This window comes from Flavobacterium branchiicola (genome assembly GCF_018383905.1).
In the GTDB taxonomy this organism is placed as follows: Bacteria; Bacteroidota; Bacteroidia; order Flavobacteriales; family Flavobacteriaceae; genus Flavobacterium; species Flavobacterium branchiicola.
In genome coordinates this window covers 174,630-192,117 of sequence record NZ_JAGYWA010000005.1, presented here as the reverse complement: position 1 = coordinate 192,117, position 17,488 = coordinate 174,630, and the positions used below count along the sequence as shown (strand labels likewise).

Annotated in this window: 15 protein-coding genes and 4 tRNA genes; 9 read left to right on the top strand and 10 right to left on the bottom strand. The window is 34.1% G+C overall.

From position 1 onward, the window contains the following. Positions 1-9: 9 nt before the first annotated feature. Positions 10-486 (top strand): OsmC family protein, encoded by a 477-nt coding sequence (locus tag KHA98_RS14000; RefSeq protein WP_213258550.1) that lies wholly within the window; start codon positions 10-12, stop codon positions 484-486. A gap of 124 nt (positions 487-610) precedes the next feature. Here KHA98_RS14000 and KHA98_RS13995 read toward each other — a convergent pair whose 3' ends face one another. After that, positions 611-2,395, bottom strand: coding sequence for a hypothetical protein (locus KHA98_RS13995; protein ID WP_213258549.1), 1,785 nt, complete (start codon positions 2,393-2,395; stop codon positions 611-613). Positions 2,396-2,518: 123 nt separating this feature from the next. Beyond that, positions 2,519-2,598, bottom strand: a tRNA-Leu gene (locus KHA98_RS13990). 287 nt (positions 2,599-2,885) lie between these two features. Here KHA98_RS13990 and KHA98_RS13985 point away from each other — a divergent pair. Beyond that, on the top strand, positions 2,886-3,827 hold the full coding sequence (locus KHA98_RS13985) for a ribose-phosphate pyrophosphokinase (protein WP_213258548.1): 942 nt from the start codon (positions 2,886-2,888) through the stop codon (positions 3,825-3,827). Between the two features lie 129 nt (positions 3,828-3,956). Further along, positions 3,957-4,568: a 50S ribosomal protein L25/general stress protein Ctc gene (locus KHA98_RS13980; RefSeq protein WP_213258547.1), complete on the top strand. Its 612-nt coding sequence runs from the start codon at positions 3,957-3,959 to the stop codon at positions 4,566-4,568. A gap of 315 nt (positions 4,569-4,883) precedes the next feature. Here KHA98_RS13980 and KHA98_RS13975 read toward each other — a convergent pair whose 3' ends face one another. Both KHA98_RS13975 and KHA98_RS13970 read right to left on the bottom strand, forming a co-directional pair. Then, positions 4,884-5,924, bottom strand: a complete 1,041-nt coding sequence (locus KHA98_RS13975; RefSeq protein WP_213258546.1) for a Gfo/Idh/MocA family oxidoreductase — start codon at positions 5,922-5,924, stop codon at positions 4,884-4,886. A gap of 104 nt (positions 5,925-6,028) precedes the next feature. Next, entirely contained in the window at positions 6,029-7,099 is a 1,071-nt protein-coding gene (locus tag KHA98_RS13970) for an NADH:flavin oxidoreductase/NADH oxidase (protein ID WP_213258545.1), read from the bottom strand. 199 nt (positions 7,100-7,298) lie between these two features. On the opposite strand from KHA98_RS13970, the gene rseP reads away from it, so the two are divergent. The 5 genes from rseP to KHA98_RS13945 all read left to right on the top strand — a co-directional run bounded on the left by rseP (position 7,299) and on the right by KHA98_RS13945 (position 10,378). Continuing rightward, positions 7,299-8,639: an RIP metalloprotease RseP gene (rseP, locus tag KHA98_RS13965; RefSeq protein ID WP_213258544.1), complete on the top strand. Its 1,341-nt coding sequence runs from the start codon at positions 7,299-7,301 to the stop codon at positions 8,637-8,639. A gap of 86 nt (positions 8,640-8,725) precedes the next feature. Next, positions 8,726-8,799 (top strand) — tRNA-Asn (locus KHA98_RS13960). A 38-nt stretch (positions 8,800-8,837) separates the two neighbouring features. Further along, positions 8,838-8,911 (top strand) — tRNA-Asn (locus tag KHA98_RS13955). A gap of 1,039 nt (positions 8,912-9,950) precedes the next feature. Further along, positions 9,951-10,036: transfer RNA gene (locus KHA98_RS13950), tRNA-Asn, on the top strand. A gap of 48 nt (positions 10,037-10,084) precedes the next feature. Then, the gene (locus KHA98_RS13945) at positions 10,085-10,378 is read left to right on the top strand and encodes a GIY-YIG nuclease family protein (RefSeq protein ID WP_213258543.1); all 294 of its coding nucleotides are present in this window, start codon (positions 10,085-10,087) and stop codon (positions 10,376-10,378) included. A gap of 119 nt (positions 10,379-10,497) precedes the next feature. On the opposite strand, the gene KHA98_RS13940 is transcribed toward KHA98_RS13945, so the two are convergent. Continuing rightward, a complete protein-coding gene (locus KHA98_RS13940; protein ID WP_213258542.1) occupies positions 10,498-11,190 on the bottom strand; it encodes a tetratricopeptide repeat protein in 693 nt (230 codons plus the stop codon). A gap of 275 nt (positions 11,191-11,465) precedes the next feature. Between KHA98_RS13940 and KHA98_RS13935 the strand changes: the two genes are divergently transcribed. Next, complete coding sequence (locus KHA98_RS13935; RefSeq protein WP_213258541.1) at positions 11,466-11,861, top strand: helix-turn-helix domain-containing protein; 396 nt, start codon at positions 11,466-11,468, stop codon at positions 11,859-11,861. A gap of 32 nt (positions 11,862-11,893) precedes the next feature. Here the strand turns inward: KHA98_RS13935 and KHA98_RS13930 are convergent, their stop codons facing one another. The 5 genes from KHA98_RS13930 to KHA98_RS13910 form a co-directional block, all read right to left on the bottom strand. After that, on the bottom strand, positions 11,894-13,672 hold the full coding sequence (locus KHA98_RS13930) for a DUF2326 domain-containing protein (RefSeq protein WP_213258540.1): 1,779 nt from the start codon (positions 13,670-13,672) through the stop codon (positions 11,894-11,896). Beyond that, the gene (locus KHA98_RS13925; RefSeq protein ID WP_213258539.1) at positions 13,663-13,887 is read right to left on the bottom strand and encodes an ABC-three component system middle component 6; all 225 of its coding nucleotides are present in this window, start codon (positions 13,885-13,887) and stop codon (positions 13,663-13,665) included. The genes KHA98_RS13930 and KHA98_RS13925 overlap by 10 nt, the downstream gene beginning before the upstream one ends. Positions 13,888-13,889: 2 nt before the next feature. After that, positions 13,890-14,447 carry a hypothetical protein gene (locus KHA98_RS13920; RefSeq protein ID WP_213258538.1) on the bottom strand — a complete coding sequence of 186 codons (558 nt, stop codon included), beginning with the start codon at positions 14,445-14,447 and terminating at the stop codon, positions 13,890-13,892. Between the two features lie 396 nt (positions 14,448-14,843). Further along, positions 14,844-16,040: a C1 family peptidase gene (locus tag KHA98_RS13915; protein WP_213258537.1), complete on the bottom strand. Its 1,197-nt coding sequence runs from the start codon at positions 16,038-16,040 to the stop codon at positions 14,844-14,846. A gap of 277 nt (positions 16,041-16,317) precedes the next feature. Beyond that, on the bottom strand, positions 16,318-17,394 hold the full coding sequence (locus KHA98_RS13910) for a BamA/TamA family outer membrane protein (RefSeq protein WP_246522343.1): 1,077 nt from the start codon (positions 17,392-17,394) through the stop codon (positions 16,318-16,320). Positions 17,395-17,488 lie beyond the last annotated feature (94 nt).

Below are 17,488 nucleotides of genomic sequence, written 5' to 3'. Positions count from 1 at the left end.
AAATAAGTTATGGGATTCAAACATCTATTCAAAGCACAATTAAACTGGACTTCCAAACAAAATGCAGCAGATTCTTCCAAAAGATTCTACAGCAAAACCCATCAAATTAAAATTGAAGGAAAACCAGTTTTAGACATTTCGGCAGCAAAAGGCTTCAAAGGTGACCCGGAATTATACAATCCCGAAGATTTGTTGTTAAGCAGTTTAGTTTCCTGCCACATGATGTCGTATTTATATGTCTGCTCCCAAAACGGAATAGAAGTCATTAATTATTCAGACAATGCAGAAGCAACTCTTGAAGTAAATGAAGATGGAAGCGGACGTATTATAGAAGTGTGTTTAAATCCAAAAGTTACAATTGTAAACCCAGATAAAGTAGAGTTGGCTTTAGAGTTACATTTTAAAGCAAATCAATTGTGTTTTATTGCTAATTCCTGCAATTTTCCTGTTTTGCATAATGCGAGTTGTGAGGTCTTCACTATATAAGTAAATATAACATTGTATCGGTAAGGCCATAGAATTAAATGAACTTATATAACTTAAATGGTTCAAAAAAATCACAAAAAAAACCTTCTCATTCTGAAAAGGTTTTTTTTGTGATTTTCCCGACTTAACAATATGTATAAATATAGCGTAAAGTGTTAGAGAAATAACTCATCTCAAGAGGTGTAAATTTTTTATTTTCTTTAATCAATCTGCACATATTTTTAAATTCAAAAAAAGCTTCCAGATTTTGATCAGGATATTTTTCGTTTAAATAAGTGTTGATACGCGCTAATGTTTCATCAATAGTATTGTCATATTTATTTGAATTTGTTACTCCTTTAAGAGTAACTGCTGTATTAAAATCTGCAAAATCATGTGCCAGAGCAATATTGTTTGGTTTTGTATGTAGTATTGTTTTATCTATAGCGATAGATAAAGCATCATTAAAAACGGTAAATTCTTCTATTTTATGAAGAGTTAAGAGGTGTTTTTTTAATTTGAATTGATAGGAATTAGCGTCATTCTTAAAATCGAATGTTGCATCAAATTTCTTTTTCTCATCCTGTATTTTTTCGCAAAATAAATTAAAGTTAATAACACTTTCGTTTGCTTCTTTTGGGAGTGCAGAGTTTGAGGAATTACGTTCGTATGTGGTAATCTGAAGGAATATGTTAATTAATTTGTTGTAATTTTCAGAATCAGCTTTGGTTTCCTTAAATAATATAGTTGCATTTTTATAAAGATTCATATCATTTAACTTGATGTCGAATTTTCCGGGTGGCAAATGAATTAAAGGGTTAATCTGGTTGCTTTTTTTCTTTAAAAAACGAGTAATATCCCATTGCGCAAAACGTTGTGGAACCGGAGAGTAAACAATTTCCTTTTTTTCTGCGGGAACTGCATTTTTCTTTTTATTAGAAATTAATGCATCGGCAATTTCATTCTTTGTATCTATGGTTTTAAGATTGTTTGCAAGTTCATCAGTTTCAGTGAAATCTCTTAAAACATTATAACTTTGTAAAATGTTTTCCTGAATAGCGATGTAGTATTTCTTATTCTTTTTGTCTTCTAGATTAGTGATGGACTGTGCTTCCGTTTTCCAAATTTCGATAGCTTGTCTGACTTTCGATTCATCAATTGGATCAATTCCCGCATTGATTAATTGAGAGGCTTTATTGAAATTGTCACTATTAAAATTTTTATCGTCTTTTAAATAATTAAATGAAAGCGAGGAATATTTTCCATGAACGTGAAATTTACCATGAAGAAGACTCCCCACTTTAAAACATAATTTTGCCAATTGTATTTGGTCTACTTCTTTAACATCTGTACTTCTTGGTAGAGTAGTGTTTTTCGGATCTCTATATTGATTGGCCTCAAACTCTGATAAATCAGATCTTAATAATGTGGTTTTTAGGTTATTTGGGTAATCAAGATAACCCAGATTAGAGTTAAATCCTTTTATGTTTCCAACAGGATTAACCAGGTCAATATCGCCTAATTTGATTTCCTGAACATCAAAAACACCTTTTTCGGGATCAATTAAAATCAGATTCGCATATATATGGGAAACTACAGCCACCTGATATTTTAAATCTTTTTTAATTAAATGTAAAGTTGCCGGTTGATATTTATATTCTAATAATGCAACCAGTTTAGGAAATCCGAGATTATTGCTAATATAGGTATTATACAAAAAACCAGCATCTGATACATTATAATGCATAGTTGGATCAGCATAAAATTCGTGATCTGTTGAAGTGTAAAAAAAGCCAACATCCAATGGATCTTCCTTTAAAAATAATGAAGGTTGTATTTCTCTTCTAACGTTTAAATTATCCCATCTGATTTTCTGGGCAATTGAAATTGATGATACTAATAAAAAAAGGAGTAATAATCTGGTTTTCATACAGTAGGTATAAGTTTTGGGTTGTTTTGTTGTAATTTTACAGAACGGTCGTATGTTTTTTATTCTAAAAGTTATAGACTTTTGGGTATAAAAAAACCTCTTCCGTTAAGAAGAGGTTTTACGTACCCGGAGCCGGAGTCGAACCGGCACGGTTTCCCACAGGTGTTTGAGACCAGCGCGTCTACCAATTCCGCCATCCGGGCTTAGCAGACGAAAAAACAATCTAAACGATCATTTTAACGCAATAGAATGAAGTCATAAATACTGTCATTCCTTTAACACGGTGCAAATGTAAAAAATAAATTTAAACATTCTAATAAAAATACTTAAATATTTCCTTTCAGTGTTCAATAAATTTTATAAATTTGCACCTCGTTAAAACGACGCACACACAACTAACTACACCCGAGGCATTTATACGCGTTTCGCTTTATCTAAAAGGATAAAGTAAAATTGTACTAAGTGCAACGGAGCAAAAACAACAATTATAATGTCGCACCTAGAACCAGAAGCTAAAATTTTTGCTTGTTCACAAAGTGTTTATCTTGCAGAAAAAATTGCAGAACAATACGGAATTCCGTTAGGAAAAGTAACGATGTCAACGTATAGCGATGGAGAATTTCAGCCATCATACGAAGAATCAATAAGAGGATTACGCGTTTTTATCGTGTGCTCAACATTTCCAACTGCAGATAATTTGATGGAATTGTTATTAATGATTGATGCAGCAAAACGTGCATCGGCAAGACATATTACAGCTGTAATGCCTTATTTTGGTTGGGCAAGACAAGATAGAAAAGACAAACCAAGAGTACCGATTGGAGCAAAATTAGTAGCTAATTTATTAGATGCTGCCGGAGCGACAAGAGTAATGACAATGGATTTACACGCAGATCAAATCCAGGGGTTTTTCGAAAAACCAGTAGATCATTTATTTGCATCTACCATCTTTTTACCATACGTGGAAAGTTTAAAGTTAGAAAATCTGACAATTGCATCTCCGGATATGGGAGGTTCAAAAAGAGCATATGCTTACTCTAAGTTTTTAGAATCAGATGTAGTAATCTGTTACAAACAAAGAAAAGCAGCCAACGTTATCGACACTATGGAGCTAATTGGTGAAGTAAAAGGACGTAACGTAATATTAGTGGACGACATGATCGATACAGGAGGAACTTTGGCGAAAGCTGCAGATCTAATGATCGAAAAAGGAGCACTAAGCGTAAGAGCAATTTGCACACACGCCATATTATCTGGTAGTGCGTATGAGAAAATTGAAAATTCAAAATTAACAGAGTTAATCGTTACCGATTCTATTCCGTTAAAGAAACAGTCAAACAAAATAAAAGTCGTGAGTTGTGCACCTCTTTTTGCAGAAGTTATGCACATGGTGCACCACAACAATTCCATTAGTGGAAAATTCATAATGTAATTTTTGGCAATAGGCTTTAGGCGGTAAGCTTTAAGCATTTTGCAAAAAAATCATTAAAAAAAGCCTAAAGCGTATTGCTTAAAGCTTACAACAAAGAATAATATTTATTAATAATTATATTTTTTTACAATGAAATCGATTACAATTAAAGGATCAGAAAGAGAAAGCGTGGGCAAAGTGTCAACTAAAGCCTTACGTAATGCTGGAGCGGTTCCTTGCGTGTTATACGGAGGAAATCAGGCAGTACACTTCTCAGCAGACGCTGCAGCGTTCAAAAACTTGGTTTACACTCCAAACGCACACACAGTTGTGATTGAGCTTGGAAAAGGAAAATCATTCAACGCAATTTTACAAGATATCCAGGTTCACCCGGTATCTGACAAAATTTTACACATTGATTTCTTCCAATTATTTGATGATAAAGAAATCACTATGGAAGTTCCTGTGAAAATCGTTGGTACATCTAAAGGTGTTCTTGCAGGTGGTGTTTTACGTCTTAACACTCGTAAATTAAAAGTTAAAGCTTTACCAGCAAATCTTCCTGATTTTGTTGAAGCTGACATCACTCCACTTGAAATGGGTAACAAATTATATGTTACTAAAGTTGGAAAACCAGAATACAAAATTATGCACCCAGAGAACACTGTTGTTGCTCAGGTAAGAATTTCTCGTGCTGCTATGAAAGCTGCTCAAGAAGCTGCAAAAGCTGCAAAAGCTCCTGCAAAAGGAAAGAAAAAATAATTTTTTTCACTCTATACAAAAAGCCCCAATCGCAAGATTGGGGCTTTTTTTGTTTCTAAGGTGCTGAAGTACTAAGGTTTTCTTCTGTCTGGCTGAGCGAAGTCGAAGCCTTTGTTTCAATTGGATCGCCCTTCGACTCCGCTCAGGGAGACAAACGTACACGAGTTTTTTACGATTAAAATTGTTGTCCTGCTGTCAGACTGAGCGAAGTCGAAGTCCTTTTTATCTTTTTTAATTTCTAAGATGTTGATATACTAAGTTATTTTGTTGTAAAATTATCAAATTATCAAATTATCAAATTATCTAATTAACAAATTACAAGTCAACAACTCTTTGTTCGTTGTTACTTGCAATTGCGGCTTCGATAATCTGCATTACTTTAACACCGTCTTGTCCGGTAACTGGTTCTGTTGTGTTGTTGGTAATAGAATTGTAAAAGCCATCAAAAAACGAAAAATAATTTCCTTGTAGTGTCGGAACTTTTTTGCGAACAGGTGTTCCGTCAATTTCAGTATGTAAAAGACCTTGTAAATCTTCAGATTCTGTTCCCCAGTTTTCTAAATTAGGTTTTTCTCCAATTTTTAATTCATCTTCCTGAACATCGCCGCGTGGTTTTAAGAAAGAACCTTTTTTACCGTGAATGGTATAAGCAGGATTGGCTTCTCGTACAAAGAATCCGGCTTTCAATCTAACTCTGAAAACTTCATAAATCAATAGTAAATCAATCCAGTCATCTACCAAAGAATTTTCTCGTGTGATTCTGATATCAGCAAAAACCGACTTTGGAGAGCCAAATAAACAAACGGCCTGATCTATTAAATGCGGACCTAAATCTTTCAGGATTCCGGCTCCGTCATTTGCGGTTTCCTTGTGTGCTTTTGCGCTTAATAAGGGATTGTAGCGGTCAAAGTGAAATTCGGCTTCTACTAATTCGCCCAAAACGCCGTCGTTAATTATTTTCTGAACTGTTTTAAAATCACTGTCCCATCTTCTGTTCTGAAAAACGGCTAGTTTTAGTCCTTTCTCTTTTGCGATTTGAGTTAATTCTTCTGCTTCTGCTACGGTTGTTGTAAATGCTTTTTCTACAACTGCATGTTTTCCGGCCAAAAGTACTTTTTTGGCATATTCGTAATGTGTGCCTACGGGTGTATTTACAATAACAAGTTCAATATCGTCTTCTAATAAAGCATCTATAGAAGGGTAGCTTTTTACTTCAGGATAATCTTCCTGAATGAGTTTTTTACTTCTTTCCCAAGATCCTAATAGTTCAAATCCGGGATGAATGTCTAAGAAAGGCGCGTGAAAAACTTTTCCCGACATTCCATATGATAATAATGCTGTTCTTATTTTTTGCATTGTTTTGTTTTTTTGTTGCCACGAATTGCACGAATTTTCACGAATTTAAATTTTTTATGTGCACTGATTTGTGCTTATTTGTGCAATTCGTGGCTAATGAAATATTAAAGTTTAGCTCTTTCGTATTGTTTTGGCCATTGAATATCGTCTTTTAATTCGTTGGCAAAATCCAAAGGTAAGTTCGGGTTTCTTAATGATTCCCTTGCGAATAATATTAAATCGGCCTGACCTTTCGTTAGAATTCCTTCGGCTTGTTTTGCATTAGTAATTAAACCAACAGCTCCGGTTAAGATGTCTGCTTCTTTTTTTACTTTTTCTGCAAACGGAACCTGATAACCCGGTCCAAGCGTAATTTTTTGATGAGAAACCAATCCTCCAGAAGAGACATCAATTAAATCTACTCCTTTTTCTTTTAATATTTTCGAAAGTGCTACAGATTCTTCTGAATTCCAGCCACCTTCTGCCCAGTCTGTTGCTGAAATCCTGACTATTAGTGGCAGGTTTGAAGGCCATTCTGATTGTACGGCTTCTAAAACTTCAAGTGTAAAACGGATTCTGTTTTCAAAACTTCCTCCATATTCATCGGTTCTGATATTGGTAAGAGGCGATAAAAACTGATGTAAAAGGTAACCGTGTGCACCATGAATTTCCAGCACCTGATATCCGGCTTCAACCACTCTTTTTGTAGCAGATTTAAAATCGGAAATTACTTTTTGAATTCCGTTTTTGTCCAAAGCTTCGGGAAGAAAAGGTTCGTTATCGTGATATGCGATGGCACTTGGGGCAACTGTTTGCCATCCGCCTTGAACGAAATCCAACTTTTTATTACCAAGCCACGGGGCCGAAACACTTGCTTTTCGTCCCGCATGTGCTAATTGAATTCCGGGAATCGCATTTTGTGAAATGATAAAAGCATTGATTTGTTTCAGTTTTTCGATATGTTCGTCTTTCCAGATTCCTAAATCGGCAGGAGAAATTCGGGCTTCGGGAGAAACCGCTGTTGCTTCCTGAATAATTAGTCCGGCGCCTCCGCTTGCGCGGCTTCCCAAATGAACCAAATGCCAGTCGTTTGCAAATCCGTCGATTGCAGAGTATTGACACATGGGCGAAATAACGATTCTATTTTTTAAAGTGACGTTTTTTAAAGTTATGGGAGAAAATAATTGTGAGGCCATAATTGTAACTTTTAAGGGATTTGTGCTACCAATTGAATAGGTAACCTTATAAAAAGTAAAGTTACGGCATCCTTATAAAAGGAGAAATCTAAATCTTTATTAATTAACAAACATTTAAAACCTTAAGTATTATATTGCGGGCTTAAATTAAAATAGAAAACGTTACTTTTGTGCGTTAAATACGAACTAAAATTTTAAAATGGATATAGTTATCAAACTCTCTCAATTTCTATTGAGTTTATCTTTACTTATTATTCTTCACGAATTAGGGCATTTTATCCCTGCAAAATTGTTTAAAACCAGAGTCGAAAAATTTTACTTGTTTTTTGATGTTAAATATTCTCTGTTAAAAAAGAAAATTGGCGAAACAGAATACGGAATCGGATGGTTGCCGCTGGGAGGTTATGTGAAAATTTCCGGAATGATCGACGAAAGTATGGACAAGGAACAAATGGCTTTGCCACCACAACCATGGGAATTTCGTTCTAAGCCAGCTTGGCAACGTTTGATTATTATGCTTGGTGGTGTTACTGTAAACTTTATACTGGCTTTTATTATATATATAGGAATGGCTTTTGCTTACGGTGATACTTATATTGCAAACGCCGATTTAAAAGACGGAGTTGCGATAGATAATCCTGTTATGATTAAAGCGGGTTTTAAAACCGGTGATAAAATTATTTCTATAGACGGTAAACCTGTTGAAAGTTTTGACAAAGAGATGAATATGAATGTCATCATGGCAAAAGAAGTTTTGATTGAAAGAAACGGACAACAGCAAACAATCAAAATGCCAACTGATTTTGTAGATCAGCTTTCTAAAACAGATAAAGGGATTCTTATTGATATTCGCAGACCTTTTGCAATTGGAAAAATTACTGATGAGTCTCCAAATCAAAATTTAAAAGCAAAAGATTTAGTTCTTTCTCTTAACGGACAAAAGATTAAATATTTTGATGAAGCTAAAGCAATCCTGGCAGCTAATAAAGGAAAATCAATTCCGGCAGTTGTTTTACGCGATTTAAAAGAAACTCCACTTGAGTTAAAAGTTTCTGCAAAAGGAACTTTAGAAGTTATGGCTGGTGGTTTAGACATGCAATCTTTAGAAAAACTAGGTTACTATAAAATAAGTACAAAAGAATATAGTTTTGCAGAATCAATTCCGGTTGGGCTTCAAAAAGGGAAAGATCAATTGGTAGGTTATGGAAAACAATTGAAAATGATTTTTAATCCAGAGACAAAAGCATACAAACAAGTTGGTGGTTTTGCTGCGATTTATAATATTTTTCCGAGTTCTTGGAGTTGGGAAGTCTTCTGGTCAATTACCGCTTTGCTGTCAATTATGCTTGGAGTTATGAATTTATTGCCAATTCCGGCTCTTGATGGTGGTCATGTGATGTTTTTATTATACGAAATTATTAGTGGCAAAAAACCAAGCGATAAATTCCTTGAAAACGCCCAAATGGTTGGCTTCGTACTACTTATAGCGCTGCTTTTGTTCGCAAATGGGAACGATATTTATAAGGCAATTATGAAGTAGAAAAAAAAATTAATAAAAAGAGTGAAAATATTTTTGAGAAACTAAAAATTCGATTATATTTGCACTCGCTAAAAAGAGCAACAACTTCCTCCTTAGCTCAGTTGGTTAGAGCATCTGACTGTTAATCAGAGGGTCCTTGGTTCGAGCCCAAGAGGGGGAGCAACTTTTTTTAGCAAACATATTTACCTTTAAGGTGATTCCTCCTTAGCTCAGTTGGTTAGAGCATCTGACTGTTAATCAGAGGGTCCTTGGTTCGAGCCCAAGAGGGGGAGCTTATTAAATACCACTTACGAATTGTAAGTGGTATTTTTTTTTGGAGTAATTGCTGTTAATCTGAGCCCCGAAGGCTTTCGGGGTTGGTTCTCCCGATAGCTATCGGGAAAGAGGGGGAGCTTATTAAATACCACTTACGAATTGTAAGTGGTATTTTTTTTTGGAGTAATAACTGTTAATCAGAGCCCCGAAGGCTTTCGGGGTTGGTTCGAGCCCAAGAGGGGGAGCTTATTAAATACCACTTACGAATTGTAAGTGGTATTTTTTTTGGAGTAATTGCTGTTAATCAGAGCCCCGAAGGCTTTCGGGGTTGGTTCTCCCGATAGCTATCGGGAAAGAGGGGGAGCTTATTAAATACCACTTACGAATTGTAAGTGGTATTTTTTTTTGGAGTAATAACTGTTAATCAGAGCCCCGAAGGCTTTCGGGGTTGGTTCGAGCCCAAGAGGGGGAGCTTATTAAATACCACTTACGAATTGTAAGTGGTATTTTTTTTTGGAGTAATAACTGTTAATCAGAGCCCCGAAGGCTTTCGGGGTTGGTTCGAGCCCAAGAGGGGGAGCTTATTAAATACCACTTACGAATTGTAAGTGGTATTTTTTTTTTTGGAGTAATTGCTGTTAATCTGAGCCCCGAAAGCTTTCGGGGTTGGTTGAGCCCAAGAGAAGAAGTTTAATAGATATTCCTTACAATTTGTAAGTGGTATTTTTTTTGGAGTAATAACTGTTAATCAGTGCCCCGAAGGCTTTCGGGGTTGGTTAAGCCCAAGAGAAAAAGTTTAATAAATGTTCCTTGCAATTCGTAAGTGGTTTTTTTACTGTAAAGACTGTTAATCTGAGCCCCGAAAGCTTTCGGGGTTGGTTGAGCCCAAGAGAAGAAGTTTAATAGATATTCTTTACAATTTGTAAGTGGTATTTTTTTTTGGAGTAATTGCTGTTAATCAGAGCCCCGAAGGCTTTCGGGGTTGGTTCTCCTGATAACTATCGGGAAAGAGGGGGAGCAACTTTTTTTAGCAAACATATTTACCTTTAAGGTGATTCCTCCTTAGCTCAGTTGGTTAGAGCATCTGACTGTTAATCAGAGCCCCGAAAGCTTTCGGGGTTGGTTCGAGCTCAAGAGGGGAGTTTTATAAATAAGATCAATAAATTGTAAATGGATATTTTTGAAAGACAATGATTAATCATATTGTATATATTTTACATTCTCAAAAGCTGAATCGATATTATATAGGTTATACTTCTAATTTTGATGTAAGATTGGAATTTCATAGAAATTCACCTCCAAATAAATTTACAGCAAATGCAAATGACTGGGTATTGTTTTTTAGTTTAAGCTGTACAAGCAAAACTCAGGCACTTTCTATAGAAAGACATATCAAGAATATGAAGAGTAAAGTGTATGTCGAAAACTTGCTTAAATATCCTGAAATATCAAAGAAACTCTTGGAAAAATATACTGACTGTTAATCAGAGCCCCGAAAGCTTTCGGGGTTGGTTCTCCCGATAGCTATCGGGAAAGAGGGGGAGCTTAAAAAAAAAGACTATCGCAACGATAGTCTTTTTTTTTTGCTTTAAATCTAGCTTTACTATTTTTTAGCGGCTACTTTGCTGTTTGTATTTTTACTTTCAAACAGTACCATCATTTCATTGGCTTTGTCTGTTTGATTAGTTGCTTTCAAAGCTTCGGCGTATCGGTAGTAATATATAGATTCCATATTTGGAGTCATGTTAAGGAGTTCTCCGTAGTATTTGGCGGCTTCATCCATATCGCCGTCAAAATAAGACTTGTCAGCGACTTTTCTTAGCATGTCGGGAGATTTGTACCCTTTGTCTAAAACTTTCTCGTAGGTGCGCGATATATCGATGTCGATGTATTTTGGCGCTTCTTTTACATGTGCCACTTCTACCTTAACGGGTTTAACCGTTTCGTTGGGCACATCTACTACTATTTTGGCCATTAAAGGAACCTCTGTGGGTTTTGCTTTTGGTTTTCGGTAAATTGGAGTTACGGTTCTGGTGTTGTTCGGGCCGAGATCATATGTGTTAACCATATCGAGTTTCGAAACCTCGTATTTGGTTATCCTTCTCCCGAAGGTCATATTGATTGTTTCCTCAACATAATAAGCTGCTATAACAGGTGCGTCATCGTCCTTGTTATTTGGTGTTAGTATTGCTTTTCCGTTTTCTGGGCTTTTAGTTGCGTTTTTTGGTTTTTGAGAAAAACAGGTAAAAGGAAAAACAAATACAATCGCTAGTAAAAGTGTTGCATAAGTTTTCATTAGAATTCGATTAAGTGGGTTTGTGTTTTTGTGTAGTATAAAGGTATTGATTTTGTTGCTGTTAGCCCTGTTTTTACTATGAATGGCGTATAAATACGACAAAGCGTACGATTTACTTTTTGGGCAACTGTAAATTGTTTTTAGGCTTATTATTTACTGTGCGAAAAATTGTATTTTTGTCTTGTCTCGAAAAAGCAGAAAATGTATTGTACAAATGTGCAATGGTATTTTACGACACCAATACTTTTTCGCGAATTTTTAAATATCTTTGAATTATGAGCACACTTACAAAACCAAGCCATATAGGGCGAAAAATAAGCCGTATTCGTGAACTTCGTGACATGAAACAAGAAGCTTTGGCGCAGGCTTTAGGATTAAGCCAGCAAGCTGTTTCGGCTATTGAAAACAGTGAAACTATAGACGAAGAAAGACTTCAGGCAATTGCCGAAGTTTTAGGTGTTTCTGCTGAAGGAATTAAAAATTTCTCTGAAGAAGTGGTTTTGAATATTATCAATAATACTTTTACAAGTCATGATAACTCAACTATTAATGGAATAAATGTTCAGCCAACTTTCAATCCTCTTGATAAAGTTGTAGAGCTTTATGAGCGTTTGGTTCAGGCGGAGAAAGATAAGGTGGAGTATTTGGAGAAGTTGATGGGAGGGAAATAAGAAATAAATATTTAGAGAGAGACAATTCTCAGTTAAGATGATTGTCCAAAATCATTACCAAATAATTTGTTTTTCGGTGATAGAATTAGGATAGAGTTTTCTTCAATATATTTGGGATCCACATGATCAATGTCTCCAAATTTGTCTGCTGTCAAAGTTCCTTCTTCATTTATAGTTGTAATGTATTGTATTTTTTTTCCTACGTTCGAAAAACCATCAATAAATTCACAAACAGATACAAAATGAGCTTTGTCTACTCCGTCAAAAATACCATCATGAATTAAAAATCTTGGAAAATTTTCGGTATTTATAATATTTGATATAAGAATAGATAAATCATAAATTAAAGTTCTGCCTTGATTTTTTCCTTTTCCAAACATATCTGGCAATGATATATCAATTTCTATTAAACTATCCTTTTTTAAATTCTGCGTTATTGAAAATCTAGAAAATTCGCTATTTCCGATATAAATCGAATTATATACATCATTAAAATTTTTATAAAAATCTGCAATAATATTTGCAATTGAATCTATATAATTTAATGACTCATTTTTTAATTTATTGATTTCTGCTTCTATCTCATTTAGCTCTCTTGTCAAGTCGAATAAGATTTTAGTGTTCGATTCTAATTCTGATAGTTTAGATTTTTTGTCACTTAAATTAAAAAACGCTTCTGTTAAATCAGCAATAGCTTCTTTCGCAGACAAAAAATAAAATAATTTTGTTCTTTTTTCTTCTAAATCTTTTAGAATCTCTTCTCGATCTTTGATGAATTCTTTCAATCTATCAATTTCATTACTAATAAATTCTCTTCTTGAATTAGATAATTCAGTTCTGAATGCTATTGCCTCTTGGATTGTCTTTTTAACTTTAATAGATAGATCTTCTGAAACTTGTTTATACATCGAAGTTATTCTTCGTACATTTACTTTTTCAGGCAACAGAAAACTTTCTTCATAAGATTTAATCTTTTCTCTATCTACAAAACTGTGATATAAATTATTTTTAATTGCTTCTGTGAGTTTATTGGCTTCAGTTTCTGCATCGCTGTATTGCTCTCCTAATTCGAATTTGCTAATTGCTATTTCTAACTTTGTAATTTCAACTTTTAATCTGTTTATTTCGTTTTGGGTATCTTTAAGATTTTTTAAATCATACTTCTCTTCTGCGTATCTTTTAATTTCTGCCAATGAAGTTTCTAAACCCTTTTGATCAGTTCTATATCTAAATAATTTAGAAGGGATCGTGTTGTCTAAACCTAGCAAATAGAAATGAAATATATTTAATTGAACTTCCGAAAGTTCTGGAATATATTTTATTGGATCTAAAAATTTTGCTTGCTTAAATTTTTGAATTTTTATATAAAAAGATATAAGTTGCCTATACCATTTTGGATTAAATTTTCCAGGATATTTTTTTTGGAAAAAGATCAGTTCCGCAAAAATTACCTTTAAATTGTCAATCGAATATAGCCCTAATTCTTCTCCAAATCTCCCAAATTCTGCAACATTTGGATCATCTACATTCCTTTTGACAATGTATTTAACTTCACCTATAGAAAATTCCAAGACAATATTAAAACCTGCCATTAAGTGCTTTGCAGCAAATAATCTTGGATTATGATTTTTTTGGTAAGACGCTAGTAGACAAAAATCAATTAAATCCAAAAATGTGGATTTTCCAATACTATTTAGAGAGTCTTTTGGGCTTTGCTGTTCCTTTTGTCCATATACAATATTAAGTCCATTTCTAAACTTTGTTGTTTTAAAAAGACCGTCTGGTTCGGAATAAATTTTTTCTAAATACATTTAGCGACTTTATTATCTGTAAAAGTTATAGCTTCAATTAGCCATAAAAAAGTTAAGGCATCGAACAAATACTCTAATGTAACATTTTTTTCTTTTTTGAGCCTTTGAAAAATTTCTTCTGGGGTGTAACTATCTTTTTTTAAAAAAAATAAAATGTCCGCACCCAATACTAGAATATTGCTATTTAAATCTTGATGTTTAGTTGGTAATAACATAATTATAAATCTGCAAAAAGATCTTGTTGTTTTCCTTCATCAAATGTCTTTTCAAAGATAGTGCAGTCATCAAAGAAAAAAAGTATAATAGATTGAGCAATACTAACATAAGTAGGGTTTTTAATATTTAGCGGTGGGATAAAAATGTCAGCTAGTTTTTTTAGAATTTCTATAGGTTTCATTTCAGTCCTTTTAAGGTCAAAATATTTACTAGAAACATAAAAATGAATAGATTCTTGATCATCTTCATTAAGAGTCTGAAAAGATTTCTCAACACTGTGAATTTTAGAATATAAATTAGTGAAATACCGTTTTACTTCTTCAACTTCCTCTTTTTCAGAAAAATTAATATTAATTTTTTTCATTATATGAACAAGCCTATCTGATGTAAAAGCTTTTTTACTACTTTCTAAATCTAAATTTTTTGCTTCTTCAATTACAAAATCGAATATATTATTAATTACACCAAGTTCAATTTCTTGACTTACTGCCTGTGTCAAGAATATATTATCTCGATTAGCAACAATATTTTGATTGCCGTCTACAGAATTATTTTTCATGATTTAATATTAGAATCTCTGCCTGAAACAATATTATGATCTCCTTTTACTGTATTATTTTTTTCCTTTTTTATTTTTTTTACATTCAAACTCTTATCAATTTTAGTTACTTTATTATATACTAAAAGTGCTAGTATAAAAGAAAATATAGTTGCTAATGATGTAATGATGTTTAAGATTTCCATAGTTAAAAGTTGATTCTATTCTTTAATTTACTGAGCTAAGACAAAAATACAAAGAAATGGTTTTCAAATTTTTAAGTATTTCTTTGTGAAAAATATAAAAAATAAATATACCTTTTTTTTCTTTAAAAATTTTAATTATACAATTTTTTATGCAAAAAGCGCCGCAATCCAAAAATTGCGGCGCTTTCTTATTTTGTAAAACTAGTTTAAATTATACCCCTAATTTCTTAGCGATATCAGCAGGAATTCCGCCTTTGTTTACTAGTAATGCAGTAGTTTTATATTTTACGAAATTTTTGGTTACAAACAAGAAACCTTTGTAGTCGTTTGATTCTCCCCAAGAATTTTTTACGATATAATATTCTTTTCCGGTTTGATCTTTTGCAAGACCAATAATGTGCATTCCGTGATCGTCTGTTGTTGTGTAGTTATCAAATGCAGCCTGACGCATTTCTGGAGTAATTTCCGGTTCTGTTTTTGGTCCGTTAAACATGTCTGCTTTTTCTTCGGCAGTCATATCATCAAATTTCTTTGTTGGTACATAAGCCACACCATTTTTCCAGCTAAAGCTTTTCTCACTTACGTCTGTTGCCCAAGCTACAGTGTATCCTTTTTTCAATGCATTGTCGATAACATCTGTCATGTCATTTACTTTTACATTGTAAACCTGATCAAGAGACCAGTTGTCCGGCACCATCATGGTTGTTTTTTGGTAGTATGGAGAGGTTGTAAAAGATGACATTTCGATATACTCATCTGGATTAATTCCTACTACTTCTTTAGCAAAAGATTGTGGCGTATAGTTTTTTCCTTTGTAAGTAAAGTTATCCGGCACTTTTCCTAAATAAGAATCAATAACAGCAGCGTATGCTTTTTGCCAGTTTGGCGTTAATTCTCCGTTAGGGTTTTTAACCACAGCAGCCAATACACCTTCGATAAGTGCTGCCATTTCACCAAATTTATTTTTATCGGTACCGTAGTTTAATCCTGTGTAAACTTCTCTAGGTACAGCTCCGTATTTTTTGTACATGTTGGTAACATCGTGCAAAGCACCACCATCACCCAAAGTAATTGCTCCGTGCATACGTACGTAGTTAATTCCTTTTTCTACATAAACGTTTCTTGCAGAAAAAACCTGAGAAAGCTCAACAGGCTGTTTTCCTAAACGAATCATTTCTGACTCTAAGAATGAGTTTGTAGAATAGCTCCAGCAAGTTCCAGATGAACCCTGGTTTTTTACAGATGTAGTTCCTAAGTTTACTACTTCGGTAAATTTAAAAGCTTCTTTACTTTTATCGCTTGCATTTAGCTTTAATGAGTTAACTAAAACGTCTTGTGCAAAACAGCTGCTTACACCTACTAAAAAAGCAGATGCTGCGAAAACTGATTTAATTGTAATTTTATACATAATCAATAATTTAAATAGTTGACTAGTTAGTAGCCAGAAATTTATTTTTGTTACAAAACAATTAAATATTCGGTAAAGAAACTATTATTTAACAGTTAATCTTTATATAATATTTTTATTGTGCATTAAAAACTTACAAAATAAGCAAAATCAGAATAAACTGTTTTTAAGTCAATAAGCTGAAAATAACTGAAATAAAATACTTAATTAGTACTAAAAATAAAAAATCCCCTACAAGAAATGCTGTCGGGGATTTTAGGTTATTTTTTTAGATGGATTATCTCATCCAGTTGCTGCCAAAAACAATGTAATAGGCCCATTCTTCGTTACCCCGGGCGACATCAATACCCATTCTAAGTTTGAATTTTCGCGCCAATAGGTATCTAAAACCGGTTCCGTAACTGTACACGACTGGTTTTGCAAAGGCTTTGTCCCAATCATCAAAGGCGCTTGCTACGCCGCCATAGCCCATTAAACTCCAGCGTTTGTACAAGTCCCATCGTAATTCGCCTTCGGTAACTATACTGGTGTTGCCCATGTATCTTGCTGCGGGAATTCCTCGCATATTAATTCCCGGTTTAAGATAAAAAGGCGGACTCCCCAACGCCTGCTCTCCTTCTATCCTGAGCCCGCCAATTAATTTTTCACTTATTGGATAATATCCTATCGCAGACAAATTGATACGCCAGGCATTATAATCGCTGCCTAACCCTTTGTCTGACCAGAAAAAATCAGATTGTATCCGTATTCCTTTATCGGGGGTAAATATATTGTCGCGTCCGTCAAACTGAACTGCTCCCCCAAGCTGACTGACTGTACTTTTAATATCTTTTGGGTCTACAAATGGTGGCGGGAGATTAAAGTCGGGCAGATTTATTTTAGAATTTAAAAGTAAATACTGCGGTCCCGCGCTCCATTTTGCATTTTTAAATTGTTTGAGCCATTGGGTATAAAAAATGGTCGATTTAAAATTGAGCTTAAATTCCTGATCTGCAAGATTGGGTCTATTATTGGCATAAAAGGATAAATTCATATCGCCATAAGCGGCAAAAACGCGGTATAATATTTTTGGTTTTATAAGCGTTGCAGAACGAAAACCGCCGGCAAGCCAGCTTTTGTTTGCAGTATACATTCCGATTCCTCCTGTAATATCGGGGTTTATAAAACGTTTTTTTCCGTCTTCTTCAATAACCGGTGCATGTTTTTTTAAGAAAATAGGGGCGACCGCACCACCAAATCCTCCCACGGCTGGTTCTGTAATAATGGTTGGAACTACAATAAATCCGTTGGCGTAAATAAGAAAATCACTCAAATCGACTGCTCCGTCTAATGAATCTTTTAAACTGACTTTCATTTTTTGCCCCATCATACTCGATGATAAAAGTAAAAGAAGATTAATCAGAATAATTTTCCGGAGGAAATTTGCTCTTTTCTTATCGGTGGTAAGT

Coding starts and splice junctions, on each gene's coding strand:
- KHA98_RS13940 (WP_213258542.1), bottom strand. CDS start 11,190: ATGAAAACTTATGCAACACTTTTACTAGCGATTGTATTTGTTTTTCCT.
- KHA98_RS13925 (WP_213258539.1), bottom strand. CDS start 13,887: ATGTTATTACCAACTAAACATCAAGATTTAAATAGCAATATTCTAGTA.
- KHA98_RS13930 (WP_213258540.1), bottom strand. CDS start 13,672: ATGTATTTAGAAAAAATTTATTCCGAACCAGACGGTCTTTTTAAAACA.
- KHA98_RS13985 (WP_213258548.1), top strand. CDS start 2,886: ATGTCGCACCTAGAACCAGAAGCTAAAATTTTTGCTTGTTCACAAAGT.
- KHA98_RS13995 (WP_213258549.1), bottom strand. CDS start 2,395: ATGAAAACCAGATTATTACTCCTTTTTTTATTAGTATCATCAATTTCA.
- KHA98_RS14000 (WP_213258550.1), top strand. CDS start 10: ATGGGATTCAAACATCTATTCAAAGCACAATTAAACTGGACTTCCAAA.
- rseP (WP_213258544.1), top strand. CDS start 7,299: ATGGATATAGTTATCAAACTCTCTCAATTTCTATTGAGTTTATCTTTA.
- KHA98_RS13970 (WP_213258545.1), bottom strand. CDS start 7,099: ATGGCCTCACAATTATTTTCTCCCATAACTTTAAAAAACGTCACTTTA.
- KHA98_RS13920 (WP_213258538.1), bottom strand. CDS start 14,447: ATGAAAAATAATTCTGTAGACGGCAATCAAAATATTGTTGCTAATCGA.
- KHA98_RS13975 (WP_213258546.1), bottom strand. CDS start 5,924: ATGCAAAAAATAAGAACAGCATTATTATCATATGGAATGTCGGGAAAA.
- KHA98_RS13945 (WP_213258543.1), top strand. CDS start 10,085: ATGATTAATCATATTGTATATATTTTACATTCTCAAAAGCTGAATCGA.
- KHA98_RS13935 (WP_213258541.1), top strand. CDS start 11,466: ATGAGCACACTTACAAAACCAAGCCATATAGGGCGAAAAATAAGCCGT.
- KHA98_RS13910 (WP_246522343.1), bottom strand. CDS start 17,394: ATGAAAGTCAGTTTAAAAGATTCATTAGACGGAGCAGTCGATTTGAGT.
- KHA98_RS13915 (WP_213258537.1), bottom strand. CDS start 16,040: ATGTATAAAATTACAATTAAATCAGTTTTCGCAGCATCTGCTTTTTTA.
- KHA98_RS13980 (WP_213258547.1), top strand. CDS start 3,957: ATGAAATCGATTACAATTAAAGGATCAGAAAGAGAAAGCGTGGGCAAA.